We start from the raw sequence: 24,603 nt of genomic DNA, 5'->3' as shown, positions 1-24,603 counted from the left end.
GAGCGTCGAGCGTCGTCTCAGGACCGCAGGGCCTCGTAGTCGACCCCGGTCAGGCGTGTCGAGTGCTCCCACAGCAGGGCGCTCGCCCGGTCGTCCGTCGTCCAGGGTGCCCGCCACGCGGGGGCGGGGGCGCCGCGCCAGTTGAGCAGTGCCGGGCCCGTGAAGGAGTCGGGGCGTACGCCGGGGGCGGTGGCCGCGTACAGGACCGGCAACGCGCCTGCCGGAGCGGGCTGGGCGAACAGGCGGTTGCCGAGGTGCGCGAGCCGTTCACCGGTCCGGTTGCCCGCCATGCGCGGCCCGGCGGCCTGCAGCCCGGTGTCCGCGTACCCGGGGTGGGCCGCGGCGGCCACCACGTGCGCGTCGCGCGCCGCCAGCCTGCGCGCCAGCTCATGGACGAAGAGCAGGTTGGCCGACTTGGACCGGGCGTAGGCGGCCCACCGCCGGTACCGGCGCTCGCTGTTGAGGTCGCGGATGTCGACGTTGCCCATCAGGTGCGCCGGGCTGGAGACGGTCACGACGCGGGCGCCGGGCGCCGCCAGCAGGGCGGGCAGGAGCAGGCCGGTGAGCGCGAAGTGCCCCAGGTGGTTGACGCCGAACTGCGTCTCGAACCCATCGGCCGTCGTCCCGTACGGCAGGGCCATCACCCCGGCGTTGTTCACCAGCAGGTCGAGGCGGTCGTACGGGAACGCGCCGGCGAACGCGCGCACCGACGCCAGGTCGGCCAGGTCCAGGCGCCGCACCTCGACCCGCGCTCCGGGGACCTCCCCCGCCAGCCGGTCGCGCGCCGCCGCGCCCCGCGCCTCGCTGCGGCAGGCGAGCACCACATGCGCCCCGTGGGTTGCCAGCTCGCGTGCCGTGGCGAGGCCGATGCCGCCGTTGCCCCCGGTGACGACGGCGGTCCGGCCGTCGAGGGCGGGGATGTCACGGGTGCTCCAGCCGGACATGCGGGCTCCTTCCGCGCGAGGCGCCGCTCCCAGCGTACGAGCGGCCGGGCCGGCCCGCCGCGCGTCAGCGGTTCGCGCGCCGCCGCTGCACCACCAGCATCACCGTGCCCCCGGCGAGGACGGCGACCAGGCCGCCCGCCGCGATGTACGGGGTGCTGTCGGAGCCGCCGGTCTCGGCGAGGTCGGTGCCGTCCCGTCCGCCGTCGTCCGCGGCGGCACCGACCCCAGTCTCACGGTCCTCGGACGCCTTGTCCTCGGACTTCGCGCCGTCCGGCCCCGTGTCGCCGGACTCCCCCTTGTCGTCGGCCGGGACGAAGCCGGCGGGCGGGGTGTCGCAGCCCAGGCCGTCGCCGTCCCGGTCCAGGTGGGGCCCGTAGTGCCGGTCGCCCCGCGGGATGTCGGAGTACCCGCTCGCGTACGCCTCGGCGCAGTTCGCGAACGGGTGGCTCCCGTCATGGGCGACGGCGGTGGCGGGCAGCGCGGCCAGTGCCAGCGCGGCGACGAGGGCGCCGGGGGTGCGGAGCGGGTTCACGGCGGGTCCTTCCCAGGTGACTCGGACGGCTCGGTCGGCTCGGACGGGCTCGGTCGGCGGTGGCTCGCGTGACATGGGTGGCCCGGGCGGTGCGCGTGGTTCTAACGCATCCGAGAGGTGGTTCAAGAGGTGACGAACCTAGCCAGGAGCCGCGCAGGGGGCGGGGGGAAATGAAACACCCGTGACCCTAACGTGACGTGACCGGCCGGTAGCTCTCCGCATGGGCGAGGCCCTCCGCGGACGACGCCGCGAGGTCCGGCAGAACCACTCTGCGTCAGGGCCGAAGCCCCCGGCACGCCGCCCGGCAGCCACGCGACGGCCACATCCCGGCCATCCCCGCCCCCTACGGTCGGTGCCGCTCCCTCGCACGGCCCCCGTCGTCGACCGGCGGCGGGGCGGTACGGCATCTCTTGGAGTGAGAGTGGAACGTCGTAGCCTTCTGCGTGCGGCCGTACTCGGCGGTTCGACCGCCGCCTTCGGCGGATCCCTGTGGCGCGGCGCCGCCCACGCGGCCCCGGCCCAGCCCGGCACCGGACCCTACGGACCGCTGAGCGCACCCGACACCAACGGCATCAGACTCCCTGCCGGCTTCACCAGCCGGGTCGTCGCCCGCTCCGGCCAGACGGTCCCGGGGACGTCGTACACCTGGCACAACGCCCCCGACGGCGGGGCGTGTTACGTCGACGGCAGCGGCTGGATCTACGTCTCCAACTCGGAGATCAACCCCTCCGGCGGCGCGAGCGCGGTGCGGTTCTCGGCGACGGGCTCGATCACGGCCACGTACCGGATCCTCTCCTCCACCCGGCAGAACTGCGCGGGCGGGAAGACGCCGTGGAACACCTGGCTGTCCTGCGAGGAGGTGTCGTTGGGATACGTGTACGAGACCGACCCGTGGGGGACGAAGCCGGCGGTGCGGCGAGACGCGATGGGCCGCTTCAAGCACGAGGCGGCCGCCGCCGACCCGGTGCGCAAGGTGATCTACCTGACCGAGGACGAGACGAACGGCCGCTTCTACCGTTTCGTCCCGACGGTATGGGGCGACCTGTCCGCCGGCACTCTTCAGGTGATGGTCGCGGGCACCGGCACGTCCGGCTCCTTCACCTGGGCGAACGTCCCCGACCCGGACGGCTCCCCCACCGCGACCCGCTCCCAGGTCTCCGGCTCCAAGTCCTTCGACGGCGGCGAGGGCTGCCACTACGCGGACGACACGGTCTGGTTCACCACCAAGGGCGACAACCGCGTCTGGCAGCTCAACCTCCTCAGCAACACGTACGAGCTGGCCTACGACGACTCCCTGGTCAGCGGCACGGCCCCGCTCACCGGCGTCGACAACATCACCGGCTCCGCCTCCGGGGACCTGTTCGTCGCCGAGGACGGCGGCACCATGGAGATCTGCGTGATCACCCCTGACGACGTGGTCGCCCCGTTCCTGCGCGTCGAGGGCCAGTCCGCCTCGGAAATCACGGGCCCCGCCTTCTCCCCGGACGGCACCCGCCTGTACTTCTCCAGCCAACGGGGCACCAGCGGCAGCTCCTCAGGCGGGATCACGTACGAGGTGAGGGGCCCGTTCCGCTCATAGCCCCGCTCACGGCGAGACCCACCCGCACGACAGAGGGCGGAACCCCCGCAGAGGGTGTACGGCTGACTTCCTCACCTGGGAAGTCAGCCGTACCTCACGCCGTCAGAGCACGGCTGCCTCGGTCTGTCAGTCCAGCCAGACGCGCAGGGCCGCGGACTTCGTCGAAGAGGTCCAGGACGCCGGAGGCGTGAACGCAGGTGAATGCCCCTGCACACACCCCAACGCCTTGCGCCTAGTTCTTGAGGCCGTGGACGCGGTGGCGGGCGGAGAACATCCGCTTCTCGCGCGCGCTGCTTCGAGCCCCCGGCCGGGCCTGCGCCCCTGTCTCCGACCCGCTCCACCCCGGCCGGCGCCCGAGCGGCGCTGCGACTCCATGGTCTCCATGATGCGGCGAGCCCCGCCGCTGTGGGGTGCGCGGCGAGGCCTGGGCGGGGTGGTCAGCGTCACTCGACGTCAGCGATCAGAAGTCGGTTCGGGACGCTTTGATGGTCTTGCACTCGAGCTTCTTGGCGTCCTTGATCTCGTCCGCGTTCACCAGCGCACCAGCGTCATTGTCGGTGAACTTCTGGCCCTTGGCGAGGTTCTCGGCCGTCGACATGAAGTCGCTGACCTTCTTGCCGTCGGCCAGGACCTCGCCCTCCACGAAGTACGAGTATCGGCGGTCGCCGTGGTTGACGTAGTCGACGTGGATGGCCATCTCCTTGATGCCGAGGTCGCCGGTGACCACGTCGCACTTGGTGACCTTCCGGTGCAGCCGGCCGAGGCTCACGCGACGGCTCATGCCGCGTACCTGGCCGCGGGGCTCAAGGGGCGGAGCCCGTACGGTTGCCACGAAACCCTCCCCCAGGCACTCACCGACCGACCGGTCACGCCCCAGGTACTCGGCCCATGCACAGGGGTGCCTTGGCCGGACACGCGGCAGCAACCGGCAGGTCTTCCCCTACCGGGGGCGTATGCGCTGACCTGCGGGAACTCATGACCCGCCCGCGACGCGGCGGGGTCGATGCCGGCCCTGCCCCAGTGGCCGATGCGACCGGTATGGGTTTGACTGGATCTGTTGGTGACCACGCCGGCGGACGGCCTGACGACGACTGGGGCAGGGTCGCATGGAGTACGACACATTCCTGGCGAAGGCAGCCGAGCGGGCGGGCGTCTCCCCCGACGTTGCGGAGACCCTCACCCGCGCCACCTTGGAGGTACTCGCCGACCGGATCAGCGGCGGAGAGGCCCGGGACCTCGCGGAGCCGCTGCCGGAGCCGCTGAAGAGCTGGCTGCGCACGGACGAGGAGATCGCGAAGGGCTACGGGGTGCCCTCGTTCGTCCGGCGTGTGGCGGACCGCGCGGAAGTGCCCCGCGAGCTCGCGGAGGCCGGGATCCGCGCAGTCCTGGCCACCCTGAGGGAAGCGGTCGGCGACCAAGAGTTCCGCGACGCGACCGCCCAACTACCCAGGGAGTACGACATCCTGCTGTCCGCGCCGGCGGGCCCGGCCAGAGCCAGGTAACGACCGTTGCGTGACCCGCGCCGTTGCCGCGATCGGTTGTCAGCGACTGTCGACACTGGCTCAGGACTCGATACGGGCCTAGCGGCCACGCCGCACGGCAGCTTCAGACACGGGGCAGCCGAGGAGGTGCGGGTGCGGGTGCGCTCAGCCCCGCCTGCCGCACCGGACCGCCGTTCGGGCGTTCGTTGCCGCTGAGAGGGCGGTCTCGGTGACGGCGCCGAGCGGTTTCACCTGATGCGGTGCTTCTTCCAGAAGGGGTCCAGGTCGTTGTCCGTTACGGACTGTGCGGCCTTCTTGAAGTCGGCGGTGGTGGAGACGCCGTACCAGTGGTCGTGCGCGTACCGCTCGAGGAGTCGTGCCATCGCGTCGGCGCCGATGGTGCGTTCCAGGCTCGCGAGGGCGCAGGATCCGGCCGAGTAGACGAGGTGGTACTCGCCTTGGTGCTTGGCCCAGTAGGCCATCGAGTTGGTGAGCGCGGTGCCCTCGTTCGGCCAGTCCACGTCCGACCAGCACGTGCGTGTGTCCCAGCCGTAAAAGCGTGCGTTGGCGTATTGGGCGAAGCTCTCGTCCAGCCAGGGCGCGCCGTATTGGTCGTTGCCCACGATGCCGTACCACCACTGGTGGGCCACCTCGTGGACAACGGCGCTGCCTTCTTCACTGGTGCCGAGGATGACCAGGCCGGGGTACTCCATACCGCCGCCGAACTCCTTGGTCATCACGAAGTCGATCTCGCCGTACGGATAACGGCCGAACTCCTTGCCGAACCGGTCGACGGCGGCGACGCCGTCCTTCCGGTTGAGCCGCACTCCCGCCGCGGGCGTGTTCGGCGCCCAGTACGACTTCACGCGCACGCCACCGGGCGAGGTCTCCATCGCGGTGCGGAACGGGCCCGCCGCCCACGCGAAGTCCCGCACCCGGTGCGCGACGCTGTGCGTGACCGTGCGCCCGGGCTCGCCACGGTGGGTCCAAGTACGGCCGGTCGCAGGGACCTTGAGGGCCGACGGGTGGTCGATACGCACGCGGAAGTCGCTCGCCAGGGTGTAGAAACTCTCGCCCGTCGACACATACGGATCGAGGTGCCATCCCTTCGCGTCATGCACGGCGAGCACCGGCAGCGCATTGCCCAGGAAGCGGAACGCGCCCTCGCGACCGAAGCGGGCGTTGCGCCGGGGCACAGTGATAGACACGTCGAAGGAGACGGCCGTCCGCTGGCCGCGTGCGAGCGGCTCCAGCAGGGTGACGCGCAGCGCGGTGCACTTCACGGTGAGGCGACCCGCAGTGCCACGGAGCACCTTGGACACCCTGACCGGGGGCGGCTTGCCCGGCGTGCCGCACTTGTCGTAGCCGTTGCCCCACAGGCGTACGTACACCTCACGCAGAGGCCGGTCGGAGGCATTGCGGAACGACACGCGCTGCCGGCCCGTCCAGTGGGAGCCGTCGGCGTCGCCGCGCAGGGACACGTCGTAGCGAAGCCGATCGGGCGTCGCGGCCTTGGATGCCGGTGCCCGTGCCGTGACGGCATCGGCACTGGTGGCGCCGGCCGCCACGAGCAAGGCGAGCGGCACAACTAGCAGACGGCGAAAGGCCCTTGACCACCACGCAGATGCGGGTAACGACAGCATGGCATCGGATCATTCCACACCGATCCGACAATCGGCGGTTGTCGGTGGTCCAGCTGTAGACCGTGATCTTCATGCCAGGCATGGGATCAGTTGGTCAGTGCCGGCTTGAAGTTCCTCGTTGAGCGGGCACAGCTCCGCAAGGTCAAGGAGGAGCTGAAGCCGTCGCAGGATGGACCCTGACGTTCCGACGGCACCCCGTCCCATGACATCCAGAGGTGCCATCAACAGCCATGGACGGCGACAGTCGGCGGCGGCTTGGCGTGGCATGGTCAGCTGGCGGGTTCCAGGCGGCAGAGGGATGCCGACCGAACTCCTAAAGCGGTGCTCATCCGCCCACCATGGAAGTCTGCGTCCCCTCATCCCTCTTGCTGCGTCTGTGCAGCTAGGTTGGGTGTCCATCATCTGAGGGGGTGCAAGGTGATCAGGGCCGCTGGTAGGACCCGCCTTCGGTGGAACCCGAGCTTCTGGTTCGGCTCTTCGATTGTGGCGGCCCTGGTGCTCGTCCCTACCTGGCTGTGGGGGGCGTTCTCCGGTGGCCTTGATGTGGAAGAGGCTTGCACCCTCGGGGAAGGGCAATACTTCGACGCGAGCTACCGGCAGGGGCTTGGAGAGCCGCCGTCGGGTCCGTTCCCTCTGCACAACATGTGCAACGCCTCGTACGACCTCGTTCCAGGCTGGGTTAATCCGATGGTTGCCTGTCTGGCTGTCATCGTCACATGGTCTCTGATCGCAACCGTCGTGACGGGTGTCGTCCACCTAAGGCGTGTGGTGTCCGAGCGTCGAAGCGGCGAGAAGCCAACTGCGTAGCGTTGCGACTGTTCCCGAAGGCAACGTGGGGTGGGTATGGGGTCGGCAGCGTGGGTTCGTGGACAGGCCCAGCTCGGAGCGGTTGTCCCCCGCGGTCTGTAAATCTGCTGGCTCAGCCTTCTCAGGTTCAAATCCTGTCTTGCTCAACCGCATCGGGAGGGCACAACGAGGGCACAACGGCTTCGGACCGGTCCAACGGCGGCCAACGCCAGCAAACGCTGTTTTACCTGGTCAGCGACGTAGCTTGACAGTCTCCGCAGATGATGCAGGGAGGGGCGGCACCCCCGCACAGGGTGCCGCCCTTCTTGGTGCTCCGGAGCCGCCGCCCATCGGTGCTGAGGGTCGGGGACGGACGGCGGCTCCGGGATCGGGGGTGGGTCAGCGGTGGTCGCTGCCCTCCGACTGGGTCGCCGCGCGGCCGGCCTCCAGGCGGGCCACCGGGATGCGGAACGGGGAGCAGGAGACGTAGTCCAGACCCACCTCGTGGAAGAAGTGGACCGACTCCGGGTCGCCGCCGTGCTCGCCGCAGACGCCGAGCTTCAGGTCGGGGCGGGTGGCGCGGCCGGCCTTCGCGGCGGCGGCGACCAGGGAGCCGACGCCGTCCTTGTCGATCGTCTCGAACGGGCTGACGCCGAAGATGCCCTTCTCCAGGTACGCCGTGAAGAAGGAGGCCTCCACGTCGTCGCGGCTGAAGCCCCACACCGTCTGGGTGAGGTCGTTCGTGCCGAAGGAGAAGAACTCCGCCGCCTCGGCGATCTGACCGGCGGTCAGCGCGGCGCGCGGCAGCTCGATCATCGTGCCGATCGACAGCTTCAGCTTCGTGCCGGTCGCCGCCTCGACCTCGGCGATGACCGTGTCGGCCTCGTCGCGGACGATCTCCAGCTCCTGGACCGTGCCGACGAGCGGGATCATGATCTCGGCGCGCGGGTCGCCCTTGGCGTTCTTGCGCTCGGCGGCCGCCTCGGCGATCGCCCGGACCTGCATGGTGAACAGGCCGGGGATGACCAGGCCGAGGCGTACGCCGCGCAGGCCCAGCATCGGGTTCTGCTCGTGCAGGCGGTGCACGGCCTGGAGCAGGCGCAGTTCGTTCTCGTGGGGTTCCTGGCGGGACTCCGCCAGGGCCACGCGGACCGACAGCTCGGTGATGTCCGGCAGAAACTCGTGCAGCGGCGGGTCGAGCAGACGGATCGTCACCGGCAGCCCGTCCATCGCCGAGAACAGCTCGACGAAGTCCTTCTTCTGCAGCGGGAGCAGCTCCGCGAGGGCGGCCTCGCGGTCCTCCTGCGTGTCGGCGAGGATCAGGCGCTCGACCAGCTCGCGGCGGTCGCCGAGGAACATGTGCTCGGTGCGGCACAGGCCGATGCCCTGCGCGCCGAAGCGGCGGGCGCGCAGCGCGTCCTCGGCGTTGTCGGCGTTGGCGCGCACCCGCAGGCTGCGCTTGCGGTCGGCGAACGCCATGATCCGGTGCACGGCCTGGACGAGTTCGTCGGCGTCGTCGGCGCCTGCGTGCATCCGGCCCTCGAAGTACTCCACGACCGGGGACGGGACGACCGGGACCTCACCGAGGTAGACCTTGCCCGAGGAGCCGTCGATGGAGATGACGTCGCCCTCCTCCACCACGTGGCCGCCCGGCACCGTCATCCGCCGGCGCTTGGTGTCGACCTCCAGCTCCTCGGCGCCGCAGACACAGGTCTTGCCCATGCCGCGCGCGACGACGGCCGCGTGGGAGGTCTTGCCGCCGCGGGAGGTGAGGATGCCCTCGGCCGCGATCATGCCGTCGAGGTCGTCGGGGTTGGTCTCGCGGCGGACCAGGATGACCTTCTCGCCGGACCTGGACCACTTCACGGCCGTGTACGAGTCGAACACCGCCTTGCCGACCGCCGCGCCCGGCGACGCCGCGATGCCGCGGCCGACCTGCTCGACCTTCGCGGTCTCGTCGAAGCGGGGGAACATCAGCTGGGCGAGCTGGGCGCCGTTGACGCGCTGGAGCGCCTCGGCCTCGTCGATCAGGCCCTGGTCGACGAGCTGCGTGGCGATGCGGAACGCGGCGCCCGCGGTGCGCTTGCCGACGCGGGTCTGGAGCATCCACAGCTGACCGCGCTCGATCGTGAACTCGATGTCGCAGAGGTCCTTGTAGTGGTTCTCCAGCGTCTCCATGATCTGCATCAGCTGGTCGTACGACTTCTTGTCGATCGTCTCCAGCTCGGCGAGTGGCACGGTGTTGCGGATACCCGCGACGACGTCCTCGCCCTGGGCGTTCTGGAGGTAGTCGCCGTAGACGCCCTGGTGGCCGGAGGCGGGGTCGCGGGTGAAGGCGACGCCGGTGCCGGAGTCGGGGCCGAGGTTGCCGAAGACCATCGAGCAGACGTTGACGGCGGTGCCGAGGTCGTGCGGGATGCGCTCCTGGCGGCGGTACAGCTTCGCGCGGTCGCCGTTCCACGAGTCGAAGACCGCCTTGATGGCGAGGTCCATCTGCTCGCGCGGGTCCTGCGGGAAGTCCCGGCCGGCCTCCTTCTTGACGATCTTCTTGAAGGCGGTGACCAGCTTCTTGAGGTCGGCGGCCTCCAGGTCGGTGTCGACCGTGACCTGCTTGGCCTCCTTCGCCTTCTCCAGCGCCTCCTCGAAGAGGTCGCCGTCGACGCCGAGGACGGTCTTGCCGAACATCTGGATGAGGCGGCGGTAGGAGTCCCACGCGAAGCGGTCGTCGCCGGCCTGCTTGGCGAGGCCCTGCACGGACTTGTCGGAGAGACCGATGTTGAGGACGGTGTCCATCATGCCGGGCATCGAGAACTTCGCGCCGGAGCGGACCGAGACGAGCAGCGGGTCGTCGGCCTGGCCGAGTTGCTTGCCCATCTTCTGCTCGAGGGCGTCGAGGTGCGCACTCACCTCGTCACGCAGTGCCGCCGGCTCCTCGCCGCTGTCGAGGTAGACCTTGCAGGCTTCGGTGGTGATGGTGAAGCCGGGGGGCACGGGAAGTCCCAGGTTGGTCATCTCGGCGAGGTTGGCGCCCTTGCCACCCAGGAGGTCCTTGAGGTCCTTGTTTCCCTCGGTGAAGTCGTAAACAAACTTCGTTACGTGAGGATCTTTGTTTTCCGACACGGCTCGACTCCCTCGAGGACGTGGTGGCTGCCCTGACGGCGAGGAACATACCCAGATCGAAGGCCCCTGGGTACGTCCACCGACGCGTCATGCGCCTGTAACCACCCGTCCGCCAGTGGATCGAAAGTCAAAGCTTGGCAAGCCAGGACGGGCGAATGTTTTCACTTCTTGAACGCACTACCGCGCAAAGGCGGACTGCCGCGCTCAGATGAGCTTACTTACCGCACGTCTGAGTTCGATCGATGAACGATCATGGCGTGGCACGGAGTGCCACCCCTTGGAGAAGTGCAGCCGCTCAAGATCCGCTCATCTGAGCGACATCCTTATCAAGGGTGGCGAGAATCACGCTGCCACATGGACCGGGATTTCACCATGCGGACGTGTCACGCGGCCGAAACGCGGACGTCACACACCCCGCGCGACCAGGGGTCACACACCCAGCGCCACCAGACGTTCCTCCACCCGCTCCGGCGCGTACAGATGCTCCACGACCAGCGCCCCGGCCCCCACCAGTCCGGCCCGCTCCCCCAGCCGCGAGGTCACCACGTGCAGATGAGCGGTGGAGCGCGGCAGCGCCCGCTGGTACAGCAGCTCGCGCACCCCCGTGAGGAACGCCGTCCCGGCCAGGTCCCCGGCGATCATCAGCACCCCGGGGTTCAGCAGCGTGACCACGGTCGCCAGCACGTCCCCGACCTGCCGCCCGGCCTCCCGGGCCAGCGCGGACGCCGCCGGGTGCCCGGCCGCGAGCAGGTCCCGCACGTCCGAGCCGGAGGCGGCCGGCACCCCGTCCTCGGCCAGCCGCCGGGCCACGGCGCCCCCGCTCGCGACGGCGGCGAGACAGCCGTACGAACCGCACCGGCACCGCGCCTCGGCGCCGACCCGGATGTGCCCGATGTCGCCGGCGCCCCCGTCGACGCCCCGGAAGAGCGAACCGTCCACGACGACGCCGGCGCCGATGCCGGTCGAGACCTTGACCAGCACGAACGCCGAGCAGTCCGGGAAGCCGGCGCGCTGCTCGCCGTACGCCATGAGGTTGGCGTCGTTGTCGACGAGGACCGGGACCGGCGGGGCGCCCGTGGCCTCGGTGAAGGCCCGGGCCAGCCGTCCTCGTATGTCGTAGCCGTCCCAGCCCGGCATGATCGGCGGCTGGGCCACACGGCCGGAGGCGGTGTCGACGGGCCCGGGGACCGCGAGCCCGATGCCGCAGACCTCCTCGGCGCGGTGCCCGGCCTTCTCCAGCAGTGCGCCGAACCACTGGCCGAGGTCGCCCAGCACCGCGTCCGGCCCGTCCTCGACGACCAGGGTGCCGCTGTGCTCGGCGAGTATCTCGCCGGTCAGCGACAGGACGGCGGCGCGCGCGTGCCGTGTCTCCAGGTCGGCGGCGAGCACCACGGCGTGGGAGTCGTCGAACTCCAGGGTGATGGAAGGGCGTCCGCCGAGCGGGGAGTCCACCGGTCCCCCGGCGCCCTCGCGCAGCCAGCCCGCCCGGAACAGCCGGTCGAGGCGCTGTCCGACGGTGGCCCGGGACAGCCCGGTGGCCTGCTGGAGCGCACCGCGTGTGACGGCCCGTCCGCTCCGCACCAGCTGGAGCAGCTCCCCGGCGCTGACCTGACCCCGTGCGCTCATGCACACCCCCTTGTGTTTCTCAAGTTTGCATTACATATTGAGTTTTGCGTGTTAAATAGGCGTAACTCTACGGTGGCCCTGACCGAACACGGTCGGCCGGACATCTTTCGGGGAGTCCCGAGTGGATCGCACCGCCCAACTCACGGCACGTCGCACGACAGCTGACATCGCATACGATCCACCGCCCGACGCGGACGCGCCGCACGTCAGGGCGGCCCGCGTGCTGGCGGAGAACTGGACCGGCGGCTCCACGGTGCCCGCCCGCAGCCTGTATCCCCACCAGTGGTCCTGGGACTCGGCGTTCATCGCGATCGGTCTGCGGCACGTCTCGCCGTTACGGGCGCAGACCGAGCTGGAGACGCTGCTCGGCGCCCAGTGGGGGGACGGGCGGATCCCGCACATCGTCTTCAACCCCTCCGTCCCGCTCGACGCGTACTTCCCGAGCCCCGACTTCTGGCGCTCCTCCACCGCGGGGCGCGCGACGGGCGCCCCGCGCACCGTACAGACCTCCGGCATCGTGCAACCACCGGTGCACGCCCTGGCGGCCTGGCTGGTGCACTGCGCCGACCCCGGACTGTCCCGGGCGCGCGGCTTCCTCACCCGGGTGTACCCCCGGCTGGCCGCCTGGCACCGCTATCTGCTGCACCGTCGCGACCTGGGCGGCGGCGGTCTGGCGTGCGTCGTGCACCCGTGGGAGCAGGGCATGGACAACAGTCCGGCCTGGGACGCCCCGCTGTCCCGAGTCACCCCGGCCCCGGCCCGTACGTTCCGCCGCGCCGACCTCGACCACGGCTCGCCGGAGGACCGTCCGACGGACCTGGACTACGGGCGGTACGTGCGGCTGGCCGCCGACTACCGGGACGGGGGATACGCCGACGGCGCCGGGGAGTTCGCCGTCGAGGACCCGGCGTTCAACGCCCTGCTGATCGCCTCCGAGCAGGCGCTCGCCCGGATCGCGCGGGAGCTCGGGGCGACCGGCACGGCCCGGTGGGCGCGCGCCGAGCGGCTCACGGCGGCGCTGATCGCGCGCACCTGGGACCCGGCGCGGGGGATGTTCCTCTGCCGCGACGTGCGCGGCGGCGGTCTGATCCCCGAGCGCTGCGTGTCCGGGCTGATCCCCCTAATGCTGCCCACGCTGCCCCGCGACATCGCCGCCCGGCTGGTGCGCACGGCCCACGGCCCGCACTTCGGCCTCGGGACCTCCACCCGCCTCGCCCCGTCCTACGACCTTCTCGGCGATGCCTTCGACCCGCACCGCTACTGGCGCGGCCCGGCCTGGTTCAACACCGGCTGGCTGCTGGAGCGGGGCCTGCGCGTCCACGGCGAGCACGAGCGGGCCGGCGCCCTGCGCACGGCCCTGCTGGACCTCGCCACCGCCTCGGACTTCGCCGAGTACGTCGATCCGTACACCGGCGCGGCCTGCGGGGCCACCGGCTTCGGCTGGACCGCCGCGCTCACCCTCGACCTGCTGCACGACCGGGCCGGCGGTGCCGACGCGTCCGCCGCCGTCGGGGGGTTCGAGGAAGTCAAGGAAACCAAGGGAGTCAAGGGAGGGGACCGGCGATGACGGACCGGCATCATCTGCTCGTGTACGGGGGGACGTTCGCGGCCGTCGGCGACGGCGGGGACATCAGCGGGGTACGGGGCATCGGCTCCCCGGACGGGCTGTTCGTCCGCGACGCCCGGCACCTCAGCCGCTGGCAGCTCACCGTGGACGGGGCGGTGCCCGAGGCACTGACCCCGGTCGCCGAGGGGGACACCGCGCGCTGTGTCCTGGTCCCGCGCGGCGGGCGGTCCGAGCCGCCCGCCTACACCCTCTTCCGTGAACAGGCCGTCGGGGACGGCTCGCTCGTGGAGTGCCTGCGCGTGACCAGCAACCGTCCCGTCCCGACGACGATCCGCCTCGCGGTCACCGCCGACGCGGACTTCGCCGACCAGTTCGAACTGCGCTCCGACCACCGCACGTACGTGAAGTCCGGCGCCACCCGGTTCCGTCACGTGCTGGAGCACGGCGTGGAGTTCGGCTACCGGCGCGGCACCTGGCGGTCGACGACGACCGTGACGGCCGACCCGGAGCCGGACGCCGTCGAGGAGACCGGGACCGGGGCCCGCCGTCTGGTGTGGTCCCTGGACCTGGAACCGCACGGCACGAGCGAGCTGACCCTGCGGGTGATGGCCCGTCCGCACGGTGACGCGCGGGCTTTACGGGTGCCCCGCTCCCCCGGCGCGCTCGCCGATCAACTGCTGGCTCAGGAGGGCGAGTTCGTGGAGGGGGTCGCCTTCCCCACCGGCTGGCCCGAGCTGGCCGCCGCCTGTGCCCGGGGTCTGGCGGACCTGGCCGCGCTCCAGGTCCCGGCGACCGGCGTGGACGGGGAGGACCTGCGGGTGCCGGCGGCCGGTGCCCCCTGGTTCCTGACCTTGCTGGGCCGGGACGCCCTGCTCACCTCGCTGTTCGCGCTGCCGTACCACCCGCGGCCGGCCGCCGCCGTGCTGTCCGCCCTGGCCGCGACCCAGGCGACGACGACCGACGCCGAGTCCGTCGCCCAGCCCGGCAAGATCGTGCACGAGGTGCGGCACGGCGAGCTGGCCCACTTCGGGCAGGTCCCGTACGCCCGTTACTACGGCTCGGTCGACGCCACGCCCCTCTTCCTGGTCGTCCTCGGCGCGTACGTGGAGCAGACCGGGGACACCGCGCCGGCCCGGCGGCTGGAGCAGCACGCCCGCGCGGCGATCGGCTGGATGCTGGACCACGGCGGGCTGACCTCGCGCGGCTACCTGGTGTACCGCGCCGACCGCGGCGGCCTCGCCAACCAGAACTGGAAGGACTCCCCCGGCGCCATCTGTTCCGCCGACGGCACCCGTCCAGGCGGCCCGGTGATGGCCGCGGGCGCCCAGGGCTACGCGTACGACGCCCTGCGCCGCACGGCGGGTCTGGCGCGCACGGTGTGGGCCGACGAGACGTACGCGGCGCTGCTGGAGCAGGCGGCCGGTGATCTGCGCGACCGCTTCCAGCGGGACTTCTGGATGCGGGAGCACGACTTTCCCGCGCTGGCCCTGGACGGCGACGGCAACCGGCTCGACGCGCTGGCGTCGGACGCCGGGCATCTGCTGTGGTCGGGGCTGCTGGACAAGGAGTACGGCGAGGCGGTGGGCCGGCGGCTGCTCGAGCCGGACTTCTTCTCGGGCTGGGGCGTGCGCACGCTGGCCTCGGGCCAGGCGGCCTACCATCCCCTCTCCTACCACCGGGGTTCGGTCTGGCCGCACGACAACGCGCTGATCGCCCTGGGCCTGGCCCGCTACGGGCTGCACGACGAGGCCCGCGCGGTCGCGCACGGGCTCGTCGACGCGGCGATGGCGACCGGGCACCGGCTGCCGGAGGTGATCGCGGGCTACGGCCGCGACACGCATCCGGCGGGCCCGGTGCCGTACCCGCACGCGTGCGTCCGTGAATCCCGTTCGGCGGCGGCCCCGCTGGCCCTGCTCACCGCGGTCGGCGGCGCCTAGCACCACGGTTGCCGGAGTTGGCCGAGTGTTTGCGCGCTGTTTGCCGGGTCCCGGCCCGGCCGCGTGAACGCACCCGGTCACCCGCCCGTACGGAACGACGGCGGACCCGGGCCCCCACGCCGGGTACGTCACCCCACCGGGTTTCGTACGGAAGGACCTCCGGGTGCCTGTCTTCACACGCCTCAGCCGGCGCCGCCCCGACGACGACTCCACCGGCGCGCCGCCCGCTCCGGCCGGCGACGAGAGCGGGGACGGCTCCGGGGCCGTGGGGGCGGCCGAGGAGAGCCCGTCCGCCTCCGGGTCCCGTCTCGCCCGCCTCCGTGCCTGGCGCACCCGGTATCCCACCGCCGCCCGGGTCCTGAGCCTGTCGGTCACGGCGCTCGCCGCGCTCCTCGTGATCGGCGCGCTGCTCCTGCCGAACACGTTCTCCGGGCTGCGGCCGGACCGGTTCACCCGGATACCGGCGGAGGCGATCCTCGGCGTGGCCGTGATGGTCGTGCTGCCCCGGCGGCCCCGGCTGGTGGCGGCGGTGCTGTACGGGGTGGGGATCGCCGTGGTGACCCTGCTGGACCTGCTCGACATGGGGTTCAACGAATACCTGGGCCGCGGCTTCAACGCCGCGCTGGACTGGGACCTGCTGCCCGACGCCAAGTCGTACGTCGCCGACACGCTGGGCGGTGCCATGGCGACCGGTGCCGCGGTCGGCCTCGCCGTACTGGCCCTGCTGCTGATCGCCGTGATGGCCGCGGCGACGGTCCGGCTGGCGAACCTGCTGGCCCGGCACCGGGTCCGGGCCGGGCGGGGCGCGCTCGCCGCCGGGGCGGTCTGGGTCGTCTGCGCCGCGCTCGGGCTGCAGATCGCGGGCCTGCCGGTGGCCTCCGACCGCGCGGCCGGCGTCCTCAAGGCGCACGCGGTGCGGACGGTGGAGTCGCTGCGGGACGAGGCCGCGTTCGCCGAGACCGCGAAGGCGGACACGTTCGGGAACACGCCGCCCGACGAACTGCTGCGCGATCTGCGGGGCAAGGACGTGGTCTTCACGTTCATCGAGAGCTACGGCCGCAGCGCGCTGGAGGACCCGGTCATGGCGCCCGGTGTGGGCCGTACCCTCGACACGAGCACGGAGGCGCTGGCGGCGGCCGGCTATCACGCGCGCAGCGGATGGCTGACGTCGGCGACGTACGGCGGGAGCAGCTGGCTCGGGCACTCCACGACCATGTCGGGCCTGTGGGTCGACAATCAGCGGCGCTACCGCACCGTCACCGCGGGCGACCACCTCACGCTGACCCGCGCCTTCCAGAAGACCGGCGCCTGGGACACCGTCGGGGTGATGCCGGGCGTGCAGAAGGGCTGGCCGGAGTCGCAGTGGTACGGCCTGGACCGGGTGTACGACGCCTTCCATCTCGGGTACCGGGGGCCGAAGTTCAGCTGGTCGACGATGCCCGACCAGTACGCGCTGGAGGCGTTCCAGCGCCAGGTGCACGGCCGCCCGCACGACCGGCCGCTGATGTCGTTCGTCATCCTGACCTCCAGCCACCAGCCCTGGGCGCCGATCCCGAAGACGGTCGACTGGGACGACGTGGGCGACGGCTCGGTGTTCGGGCCGATCGAGAAGGCGGGGCGCAGGCCGTCGGACATCATCACCGACTCCGCCGAGTCCCGGAAGGAGTACGGCCGGTCGATCCAGTACTCGGTCACCAGCCTCACGCAGTGGCTGGAGCGCTACGGCACCAAGGACACCGTGCTCGTCTTCCTCGGCGACCATCAGCCGATCGCCCGCGTCAGCGGCGAGCGGGCCAGCCGTGATGTGCCGATCTCGTTGGTGGCGAAGGACCCGAAGGTGCTGGACAAGATCGCCGGCTGGCGCTGGACGGAGGGCCTGAAGCCCGCCAAGGACGCCCCGGTGTGGCGTATGGACGCTTTCCGGGACCGGTTCCTCACGGCGTTCGGCTCGACCCCGCACCCGTCGAAGGGCTGATCAGCCCCCGGAGGTGTCCAGCTCGGCGTCCTCGCCGACACCCGCGCAGTCGTACGGGTCCTTCAGCCAGCCGTCCGGCAGGACGACCCGGTTGTTGCCGGAGGTACGGCCGCGGGGGCCGTCGGCGCCGGCGGGCCAGGGCTGGTCGAGGTCCAGCTCGTCCAGTCCCGCGCGCAGCTCCGCGAGCGAGGACGTGATGGCGAGCCGCTTGCGCATCTCGGAGCCGACGGCGAAGCCCTTGAGGTACCAGGCGACGTGCTTGCGGAAGTCGACGACGCCGCGGGCCTCGTCGCCGATCCACTCGCCGAGCAGGGTGGCGTGCCGGACCATGACGTCGGCGACCTCGCGCAGCGACGGGCGGGCGATGTCGCCGGGGCGCCCCTCGAAGGCGGCGACCAGGTCGGCGAAGAGCCACGGCCGGCCCAGGCAGCCGCGCCCGACCACGACGCCGTCGCAGCCGGTCTCGCGCACCATCCGCACGGCGTCCTCGGCCGACCAGATGTCGCCGTTGCCGAGGACGGGGATCTCCGGGACGTGCTCCTTCAGGCGGGCGATGGCGTCCCAGTCGGCGGTGCCGCCGTAGTGCTGGGCGGCGGTGCGGCCGTGCAGGGCGATGGCGGTGACGCCCTCCTCGACGGCGATCCGGCCGGCGTCGAGGTAGGTGATGTGGTCGTCGTCGATGCCCTTGCGCATCTTCATCGTGACCGGCAGGTCGCCGGCCCCGCTGACGGCCTCGCGCAGGATCGCGCGCAGCAGGTTCCGCTTGTACGGCAGCGCGGAGCCGCCGCCCTTGCGGGTCACCTTGGGGACCGGGCAGCCGAAGTTCAGGTCGATGTGGTCGGCGAGGTCCTCCTCCGCGATCATGCGGACGGCCTTGCCGACGGTGGCCGGGTCGACGCCGTACAGCTGGATGGAGCGGGGCCGCTCACTGGCGTCGAAGTGGATGAGCTGCATGGTCTTCTCGTTGCGCTCGACCAGGGCCCGGGTGGTGATCATCTCGCTGACGAACAGCCCCTTGCCGCCGGAGAACTCCCTGCACAGGGTGCGGAAGGGGGCGTTGGTGATCCCGGCCATGGGGGCCAGGACGACGGGCGGCCGGACGGTGTGCGGGCCGATCTGCACGGGCGGGACGGTCGTGGGCATCCACCCATTGTCGCGTATGCCGAAGGATGCCACGGTCATTAGTTAGACGCACTATTGAAGTCGGCGTACGCTGGACCGCATGCCCGAGCCGTCCCACCGCCGACGTCTGCTGGTCCTCGCGATCTGCTGCATGAGTCTGCTGATCGTGAGCCTCGACAACACCGTGCTCAACGTGGCACTGCCCGCGCTCCAGCGCGATCTGCACGCGAGCACGTCGGGTCTGCAGTGGACGATCGACGCCTACACCCTCGTCCTCGCCTCCCTGCTGATGCTGGCGGGCTCGACGGCGGACCGCATCGGCCGTAAGCGCGTCTTCATGGCGGGCCTGGTCGTGTTCACGATCGGCTCGGCCCTCTGTTCCCTTGCCCCCGGCCTGAACGCGCTGATCGCCTTCCGCATGGTCCAGGCCGTGGGCGGGTCGATGCTCAACCCGGTGGCCATGTCGATCATCACCAACACCTTCACTGACCCGCGCGAACGGGCGCGGGCGATCGGGGTGTGGGGCGCCGTGGTCGGCGTCTCCATGGCGGCCGGACCGCTGATCGGCGGCCTGCTCGTGGAGACGGTCGGCTGGCGGTCGATCTTCTGGGTCAACCTGCCGGTGGGGCTGGCGGCCCTTCTGCTGACGCTGCGCTTCGTCCCCGAGTCCCGGGCCGCGAAGCCGCGCCGTGCCGACCCGGTCGGGCAGGTGCTGGTCATCGTGCTCTTCGGCGCGCTGACCTACGCGATCATCGAGGCGCCGACCGCGCCGACCGCGGAGGTCCTGGCCTTCGGGGGCCTGGCCCTGGCGGCCCTGATCTCCCTCCTCCTCTACGAGCCCCGCCGCACCGAGCCGTTGATCGACCTGCGGTTCTTCCGCTCGGCGCCGTTCAGCGGGGCGACGGTGATAGCGGTCAGCGCGTTCGCGGCGCTCGGCGGGTTCCTGTTCCTGTCGACGCTGTACCTGCAGAACGTGCGCGGTCTCGACGCACTCCACGCGGGCCTGTGGATGCTCCCGATGGCCGCGCTGTGCTTCGTGTGCGCACCGCTGGCGGGACGCGTGGTCGGCAACCGGGGGCCCCGTCTGCCTCTGCTGATAGCCGGCGTGTCGATGACGGTGTGCGGGGTGCTGTTCGCCGCGTTCGAGGCGGAGACCACGAACGCCACGCTCGTCCTCGGCTACGTCCTGTTCGGTCTCGGCTTCGGCTTCGTGAACGCCCCGATCACCAACACGGCGGTCTCCGGCATGCCGCGCGCCCAGGCGGGCGTCGCCGCCGCCGTCGCCTCCACCAGCCGCCAGCTCGGCCAGGCCCTCGGCGTCGCCGTGGTGGGCGCGGTCCTCGCCTCCGGCGTCGGCACGGCCTCCTACCGCACGGCCTTCGTCACCGCGGCCCGTCCCGCCTGGTGGATCGTCGCCGCCTGCGGCCTCCTCGTCCTCCTGGTGGGCCTCCTCACCACAGGCCCCTGGGCCCGCACGACAGCGGCCCGCACGGCGCAGTCCCTGGAGGCCCGGGAGACACGGGAGGCTTCTCGGGCGGGGGCGTAGCGGTACAGGGCGCCGCCCCGATCGAAGCGCCAATGACCGGGTGCGCAAGGGCCGTTACTGTTCCGCGCTTCGCACGACCCAGGACTCCGGTCGGACCATCCGGCGTCATCCGGCCTTCGGGGGACACGATCAACAGCGGTGCGTCCCCTCCCGCGCGCCCGGAGCGGGGTCCGGCTGCTCGACCAGGTCGTCGTCCGGACCTGACTGCCCGGCCTGAAGTGGTACGCCGCCGACGGCGCGGTGTCGGCGGGGACGGCGGCCGTCTGTCTTCTCGGCTGTCCGGCGCCGCCCTGCTGGTCCCGCCCGGCGAACTGCCCCCAGGTGCCGTCCCGGCGTCCGCCACCCCGGTTTTCCGGCCTCGTCGTCGGCACGCTTCATCCGCCGTGACTGACCCGAAGGGGTTTCGCCCGTCCCCGGCGTTACTGCACACTCCTTGCTGCGCGGCCCCGCCCCACGGGCCGTTGTCCCCGGACGCTGGAGGCGTCATGCTGGAGATCAACACGAGCAAGGTGAGCCGCTGGGACCAGCACGGGCGGGCGCATGTCGTGCGGGTCGTGCGCAAGGGGCCGCAGCGCACGCTGAGATGCGAGACCTGCGGGTGGCGCAGGGCGGCGCAGTTCCTGCCGTGGCTGAAGGCCGAGGAGCACTTGGCGGAGGCCCACCAGGCCACCGTGGACCCGACGGAGACGCAGCGCGAATGACGAGTCATGTCCGCCTGTACGAGCCCGGTGACCGCGAGGCGGTCGAGGACATCTGTGTGCGCACGGCGCATCTGGGCGGGGACAGCCGGCCGCATTACGAGGACCCCGGCGTCTTCCCGGCGGCCTTCGCGCTGCCGTACGTCGTCCTGGAGCCGGAGCTGGCGTTCGTGCTGGACGACGGCCGGGGGCGGGCCGTCGGCTATGTCGTGGGGACGGCGGACACCGCGCGCTTCGTGCGGGACTACCGGACCACGTGGCTGCCGCGGATCGCCGGCCGCTACCCGGATCCGGCCGAACCCCGCACGCCGGACGAGGAGATCGCCCGTCTGCTGCACACCCCGGAGCGCATGCTGGTGCCGGAGGTGGCCGCCTATCCGGCCCATCTGCACATCGACCTGCTGCCCGGCTGGCAGGGCCGGGGGTACGGCCGGACGCTGATGCACACCCTGTTCGGGGCCCTGCGGGAGCGCGGCGTCCCGGCCGTCCATCTGTGCATGGTCACCGCCAACACCCCCGCGCGAGCCTTCTACGACCGGCTGGGCTTCCACGAGATACCGGTGCCGGACGCCGGTCCGGTCACCTACCTGGGGCGGACGACGGAGACGTCCGGCGCCGGGTGACGGCTCAGACGCGGGCCCGTACTCCCCGGATCAGCAGGTCCACCAGGGCGTCGAAGTCGTCCTGCACACCGGGCTGTTCCCACTCCCGGGCGTAGTGCGGGTCGTGGAAGCGGTCGGTCGCCCGGAAGAGGGCGCCGGCCGCGACGGCCGGATCCGCGACGGTGAAGGCGCCGGACGCGACGCCGTCCCGGACGATCGCGGTGAGCTGGCCTATGAGGTCGGCGATGTGCTCGCTCACGACCGTCTCGGCGGTCTCGGTGGTCAGCACCGAGTACGTGGCGAACAGCTCCGGGTCGTCGAACGCCTTGCGGCGCTTGGCGGCGAACAGCGCCGCGAGCCATTCCCGCAGCCGGGTCTCCGCGTCGAGGCCGGGCGCCCCGGCGATGTCCGCCAGGAGCCCCGTCGTCCGGTCCAGCCAGCGTTTGGTCACGGCCTCCCGCAGCGCCGCCTTGGTGCGGAAGTGCCGGTAGACGCTGCCATGGCTGACGCCGAGCGCGCGGGCCACGTCGACCACGGTGGCCTTGGCGGGGCCGTGGCGGCGCAGCACCTCCTCGGTCGCTTCGAGGATGCGCTCGGCGGTCAGGGTCGGAGACGTCGGTGGCATGCCCTAGACGGTACCCGGCGTGTCGTGTGGCGCCGCGGGCACTACTCGGTCCCCAGGTGGGCCATCTGCGGGGCCGGGTAGCGGTCGCCGGCCGCGGCGCCCGGGGGCACCGCCTCCTCGATCGCCGTCAGGTCCGCCTCGTCCAGGGTGACGTCGAGGGCGCCCAGGGACTCGGTGAGCCGCTCGCGGGTGCGGGCGCCGACGAGGGGCACGATGTCCTCGCCCCGGGACAGCACCCAGGCGATGGCGATCTGGGCGACGGAGACGCCCTTGCGCTCGGCGATCCTCCGCAGCGCGTCGACGAGGTCCAGGTTGTGCTGGAGGTTGTCGCCCTGGAAGCGGGGCGAGTGGGCCCGGAAGTCGTGCGCGGCGAGCTGCCGGTCGCGGGTGAAGTGCCCGGAGATCAGTCCGCGGGAGAGCACACCGTAGGCGGTGATGGAGATGCCCAGCTCGCGCGTGGTGGGCAGGATCGCCTCCTCGATGCCGCGGGAGATCAGGGAGTACTCGATCTGCAGGTCGGTGACGGGCGCGGTGGCGGCGGCGCGGCGGATCGTCTCGGCGCCGACCTCGCTGAGGCCGACGTGCCGGACGTGCCCCTTCTCGATCAGTTCGGCGATGGCGCCCACCGTCTCCTCGATGGGCACGTCGGGGTCGAGCCGGGCGATCCGGTAGACGTCGATGTGGTCGACGCCGAGGCGCTGCAGGGAGTAGGCGGCGAAGTTCTTCACGGCGACGGGCCGGCCGTCGTAGCCGCTCCATTCGCCGTCGGGGCCGCGCAGCGCGCCGAACTTCACGCTGACCTGGGCCTTCGAGCGCAGTTCTGCGGGCGCCGTGCGCAGGGCCTCGCCGATCAGGAGTTCGTTGTGGCCCATGCCGTAGAAGTCGCCGGTGTCGAGCAGGGTCACGCCCGCGTCCAGGGCGGCGTGGATCGTGGCGATCGACTCGGCCCGGTCCGCGTCGCCGTAGAGCGCCGACATGCCCATGCAGCCGAGGCCGAGGGCGGAGACCTGGGGGCCGGTGGTTCCGAGGGGTCGGGTTGGCATCGTCATGTCCTCCACTGTGCCGCAATGGCTGACAGATTTCAATATCTGTCATCTGTCATCTGTTATTTGTTATTTGTTATTCGCCATCCGGCTCACTCACTCGGAACGCTGGTCCAGACCTCTTGACGAAAGGTCTGGACCACGAGCACTGTCATGCCTACGACACCTCACCGCACCCCCCACCGGGAGGCCCGTATGCTCCGCCGCGCCCTGCGCGTGCTCGCCGTCGCGCTGACGACGGCCGCTCTCGCCCAGCTCCCCGTCGCCGGCCCCGCGTCCGCCGCCGACACCTGTGCCGTGAAGCCGAAACCGGCCGGAAAGGTGCTCCAGGGCTACTGGGAGAACTGGGACGGCGCCGCCAACGGCGTCCACCCGCCGTTCGGCTGGACCCCGATCACCGACTCCCGTATCGCGCGGCACGGCTACAACGTGATCAACGCGGCGTTCCCGGTCATCCGCTCCGACGGCACGGCGCTGTGGGAGGACGGCATGGACAGCGGGGTGAAGGTGGCCACCCCCGCGGAGATGTGCGCGGCGAAGGCGGCCGGCGCCACGATCCTGATGTCGATCGGCGGCGCCACCGCCGGCATCGATCTCAACTCGACGGCGGTGGCGGACCGGTTCGTCGACACGATCGTCCCGATCCTGAAGCGGTACAACTTCGACGGCATCGACATCGACATCGAGACGGGCCTGACCGGCAGCGGGAACATCGGGCAGCTGTCGGCGTCGCAGGCCAACCTCGTCCGCGTCATCGACGGCGTCCTGGCGCGGATGCCGTCCGGTTTCGGCCTGACGATGGCCCCGGAGACGGCGTATGTCACGGGCGGCAGCGTCGTCTACGGCTCGATCTGGGGCGCCTACCTGCCGATCATCAAGAAGTACGCCGACAACGGGCGCCTGTGGTGGCTGAACATGCAGTACTACAACGGCAGCATGTACGGCTGCTCCGGCGACTCCTACCAGGCCGGCACCGTCGAGGGCTTCGTCGCCCAGACCGACTGTCTCGACAAGGGCCTTGCAGTGCAGGGCACCACCATCAGGGTCCCCTACGACAAGCAGGTGCCGGGCCTGCCCGCGCAGCCCGGCGCGGGCGGCGGCCACATGTCGCCGTCCCAGGTCGGTGAGGCCTGGCGGCACTACGGCGGCGCCCTCAAGGGCCTGATGACCTGGTCGCTCAACTGGGACGGCTCGAGGAACTGGACCTTCGGCGACAGCGTCAAGGCTCTGCAAGGCCGTTGATCACGGACTGCCCAGCTCCCTGACGTACCGGTCGAACAGGGTCCCGTCGTCCGCGAACCGCTGCCCGCCGGGGGTGAACCCCGCCCGGCGGGCCACGGCGGCGGACGCCGCGTTGCCCGGCTCGACCTGGATGACGGCCGCCCGGGCGCCCGCGGCGGCGGCGTACCGGCAGACCAGCAGGACGGCCCGGGTCGCGAGGCCCCGCCCGCGCCAGGCCGGGTAGAGGCCGTACGCGACGTTGACCTGCCCCAGGGTGAGGCCCTCCGCCGCGAAGCGCAGGTCGATCGTCCCCGTGAGCGTCCGGCCGCCGTCCACGCGGATGCCGAAGGCCCGCAGGGAGCCGGAGCCCGCCCACTGTCCGGCGCAGTGCCGCAGATAGGCCGCGACGCCCTCGGGGGTGCCGGGCCCGCCGCTGAGCCAGCGGATCAACTGCTCGTCCTCGCCGGCGAGATGGGCCGGCGCGTCGTCCGGCCCGAGCGGGGACAGGGTGATCTCCCCGTCGGAGAGGCGCGCGCCGGCCAGGGGCGTCTCCATA

General features: G+C 71.6%; 19 protein-coding genes. 9 read left to right on the top strand and 10 right to left on the bottom strand.

Annotation, left to right across the window (positions count from 1 at the left end):
- Nucleotides 1-17 precede the first annotated feature (17 nt).
- Together ACFRAC_RS02865 and ACFRAC_RS02860 are read right to left on the bottom strand one after the other, a co-directional pair.
- Nucleotides 18-944, bottom strand: a complete 927-nt coding sequence (locus ACFRAC_RS02865; protein ID WP_382919771.1) for an oxidoreductase — start codon at nucleotides 942-944, stop codon at nucleotides 18-20.
- 64 nt (nucleotides 945-1,008) lie between these two features.
- Nucleotides 1,009-1,476, bottom strand: a complete 468-nt coding sequence (locus tag ACFRAC_RS02860; RefSeq protein WP_382919769.1) for an LAETG motif-containing sortase-dependent surface protein — start codon at nucleotides 1,474-1,476, stop codon at nucleotides 1,009-1,011.
- A 421-nt stretch (nucleotides 1,477-1,897) separates the two neighbouring features.
- Between ACFRAC_RS02860 and ACFRAC_RS02855 the strand changes: the two genes are divergently transcribed.
- Entirely contained in the window at nucleotides 1,898-3,055 is a 1,158-nt protein-coding gene (locus ACFRAC_RS02855; protein WP_382919767.1) for an alkaline phosphatase PhoX, read from the top strand.
- 460 nt (nucleotides 3,056-3,515) lie between these two features.
- Here ACFRAC_RS02855 and ACFRAC_RS02850 read toward each other — a convergent pair whose 3' ends face one another.
- Nucleotides 3,516-3,836: a hypothetical protein gene (locus tag ACFRAC_RS02850; protein ID WP_382919765.1), complete on the bottom strand. Its 321-nt coding sequence runs from the start codon at nucleotides 3,834-3,836 to the stop codon at nucleotides 3,516-3,518.
- Between the two features lie 325 nt (nucleotides 3,837-4,161).
- Here ACFRAC_RS02850 and ACFRAC_RS02845 point away from each other — a divergent pair, with 325 nt between their 5' ends.
- Nucleotides 4,162-4,557, top strand: a complete 396-nt coding sequence (locus ACFRAC_RS02845) for a DUF2267 domain-containing protein (RefSeq protein ID WP_382919763.1) — start codon at nucleotides 4,162-4,164, stop codon at nucleotides 4,555-4,557.
- A 227-nt stretch (nucleotides 4,558-4,784) separates the two neighbouring features.
- Here the strand turns inward: ACFRAC_RS02845 and ACFRAC_RS02840 are convergent, their stop codons facing one another.
- The 3 genes from ACFRAC_RS02840 to ACFRAC_RS02830 all read right to left on the bottom strand — a co-directional run bounded on the left by ACFRAC_RS02840 (nucleotide 4,785) and on the right by ACFRAC_RS02830 (nucleotide 11,711).
- Nucleotides 4,785-6,179, bottom strand: coding sequence for a M1 family metallopeptidase (locus ACFRAC_RS02840; protein WP_382919761.1), 1,395 nt, complete (start codon nucleotides 6,177-6,179; stop codon nucleotides 4,785-4,787).
- A 1,185-nt stretch (nucleotides 6,180-7,364) separates the two neighbouring features.
- On the bottom strand, nucleotides 7,365-10,085 hold the full coding sequence (gene ppdK, locus ACFRAC_RS02835; protein WP_361344590.1) for a pyruvate, phosphate dikinase: 2,721 nt from the start codon (nucleotides 10,083-10,085) through the stop codon (nucleotides 7,365-7,367).
- Between the two features lie 429 nt (nucleotides 10,086-10,514).
- Nucleotides 10,515-11,711 (bottom strand): ROK family protein, encoded by a 1,197-nt coding sequence (locus ACFRAC_RS02830; RefSeq protein ID WP_382919758.1) that lies wholly within the window; start codon nucleotides 11,709-11,711, stop codon nucleotides 10,515-10,517.
- A gap of 121 nt (nucleotides 11,712-11,832) precedes the next feature.
- On the opposite strand from ACFRAC_RS02830, the gene ACFRAC_RS02825 reads away from it, so the two are divergent.
- From ACFRAC_RS02825 to ACFRAC_RS02815, 3 genes are all read left to right on the top strand, one after another.
- Nucleotides 11,833-13,278, top strand: a complete 1,446-nt coding sequence (locus tag ACFRAC_RS02825) for a hypothetical protein (RefSeq protein ID WP_382919756.1) — start codon at nucleotides 11,833-11,835, stop codon at nucleotides 13,276-13,278.
- On the top strand, nucleotides 13,275-15,215 hold the full coding sequence (locus tag ACFRAC_RS02820) for a glycogen debranching N-terminal domain-containing protein (RefSeq protein WP_382919755.1): 1,941 nt from the start codon (nucleotides 13,275-13,277) through the stop codon (nucleotides 15,213-15,215). Before ACFRAC_RS02825 ends, ACFRAC_RS02820 begins: the two co-directional genes overlap by 4 nt.
- 163 nt (nucleotides 15,216-15,378) lie before the next feature.
- Complete coding sequence (locus ACFRAC_RS02815) at nucleotides 15,379-17,190, top strand: sulfatase-like hydrolase/transferase (protein ID WP_382919754.1); 1,812 nt, start codon at nucleotides 15,379-15,381, stop codon at nucleotides 17,188-17,190.
- On the opposite strand, the gene dusB is transcribed toward ACFRAC_RS02815, so the two are convergent.
- Nucleotides 17,191-18,333 carry a tRNA dihydrouridine synthase DusB gene (gene dusB / locus ACFRAC_RS02810; RefSeq protein WP_382919753.1) on the bottom strand — a complete coding sequence of 381 codons (1,143 nt, stop codon included), beginning with the start codon at nucleotides 18,331-18,333 and terminating at the stop codon, nucleotides 17,191-17,193.
- Nucleotides 18,334-18,412: 79 nt separating this feature from the next.
- On the opposite strand from dusB, the gene ACFRAC_RS02805 reads away from it, so the two are divergent.
- From ACFRAC_RS02805 to ACFRAC_RS02795, 3 genes are all read left to right on the top strand, one after another.
- Nucleotides 18,413-19,858 (top strand): MFS transporter, encoded by a 1,446-nt coding sequence (locus ACFRAC_RS02805; RefSeq protein ID WP_382919751.1) that lies wholly within the window; start codon nucleotides 18,413-18,415, stop codon nucleotides 19,856-19,858.
- A gap of 485 nt (nucleotides 19,859-20,343) precedes the next feature.
- Entirely contained in the window at nucleotides 20,344-20,559 is a 216-nt protein-coding gene (locus ACFRAC_RS02800) for a hypothetical protein (RefSeq protein WP_382919749.1), read from the top strand.
- Entirely contained in the window at nucleotides 20,556-21,179 is a 624-nt protein-coding gene (locus tag ACFRAC_RS02795; RefSeq protein WP_382919747.1) for a GNAT family N-acetyltransferase, read from the top strand. Before ACFRAC_RS02800 ends, ACFRAC_RS02795 begins: the two co-directional genes overlap by 4 nt.
- A gap of 4 nt (nucleotides 21,180-21,183) precedes the next feature.
- On the opposite strand, the gene ACFRAC_RS02790 is transcribed toward ACFRAC_RS02795, so the two are convergent.
- Together ACFRAC_RS02790 and ACFRAC_RS02785 are read right to left on the bottom strand one after the other, a co-directional pair.
- Nucleotides 21,184-21,783 carry a TetR family transcriptional regulator gene (locus ACFRAC_RS02790; RefSeq protein ID WP_382919745.1) on the bottom strand — a complete coding sequence of 200 codons (600 nt, stop codon included), beginning with the start codon at nucleotides 21,781-21,783 and terminating at the stop codon, nucleotides 21,184-21,186.
- A 41-nt stretch (nucleotides 21,784-21,824) separates the two neighbouring features.
- Nucleotides 21,825-22,832 (bottom strand): aldo/keto reductase, encoded by a 1,008-nt coding sequence (locus ACFRAC_RS02785; RefSeq protein ID WP_382919744.1) that lies wholly within the window; start codon nucleotides 22,830-22,832, stop codon nucleotides 21,825-21,827.
- Between the two features lie 189 nt (nucleotides 22,833-23,021).
- Here ACFRAC_RS02785 and ACFRAC_RS02780 point away from each other — a divergent pair, with 189 nt between their 5' ends.
- On the top strand, nucleotides 23,022-24,068 hold the full coding sequence (locus ACFRAC_RS02780; RefSeq protein ID WP_382919743.1) for a chitinase: 1,047 nt from the start codon (nucleotides 23,022-23,024) through the stop codon (nucleotides 24,066-24,068).
- Here ACFRAC_RS02780 and ACFRAC_RS02775 read toward each other — a convergent pair whose 3' ends face one another.
- Complete coding sequence (locus ACFRAC_RS02775) at nucleotides 24,069-24,602, bottom strand: GNAT family N-acetyltransferase (RefSeq protein WP_382919741.1); 534 nt, start codon at nucleotides 24,600-24,602, stop codon at nucleotides 24,069-24,071. It abuts the gene before it with no gap.
- Nucleotide 24,603 lies beyond the last annotated feature (1 nt).

Origin of the sequence: Streptomyces sp. NPDC056628 (genome assembly GCF_042792555.1) — a bacterium.
Lineage (GTDB): Bacteria > Actinomycetota > Actinomycetes > Streptomycetales > Streptomycetaceae > Streptomyces.
The sequence above is the reverse complement of the archived record's forward strand: the minus strand, read 5'-3'. Positions and strand labels throughout refer to the sequence as shown.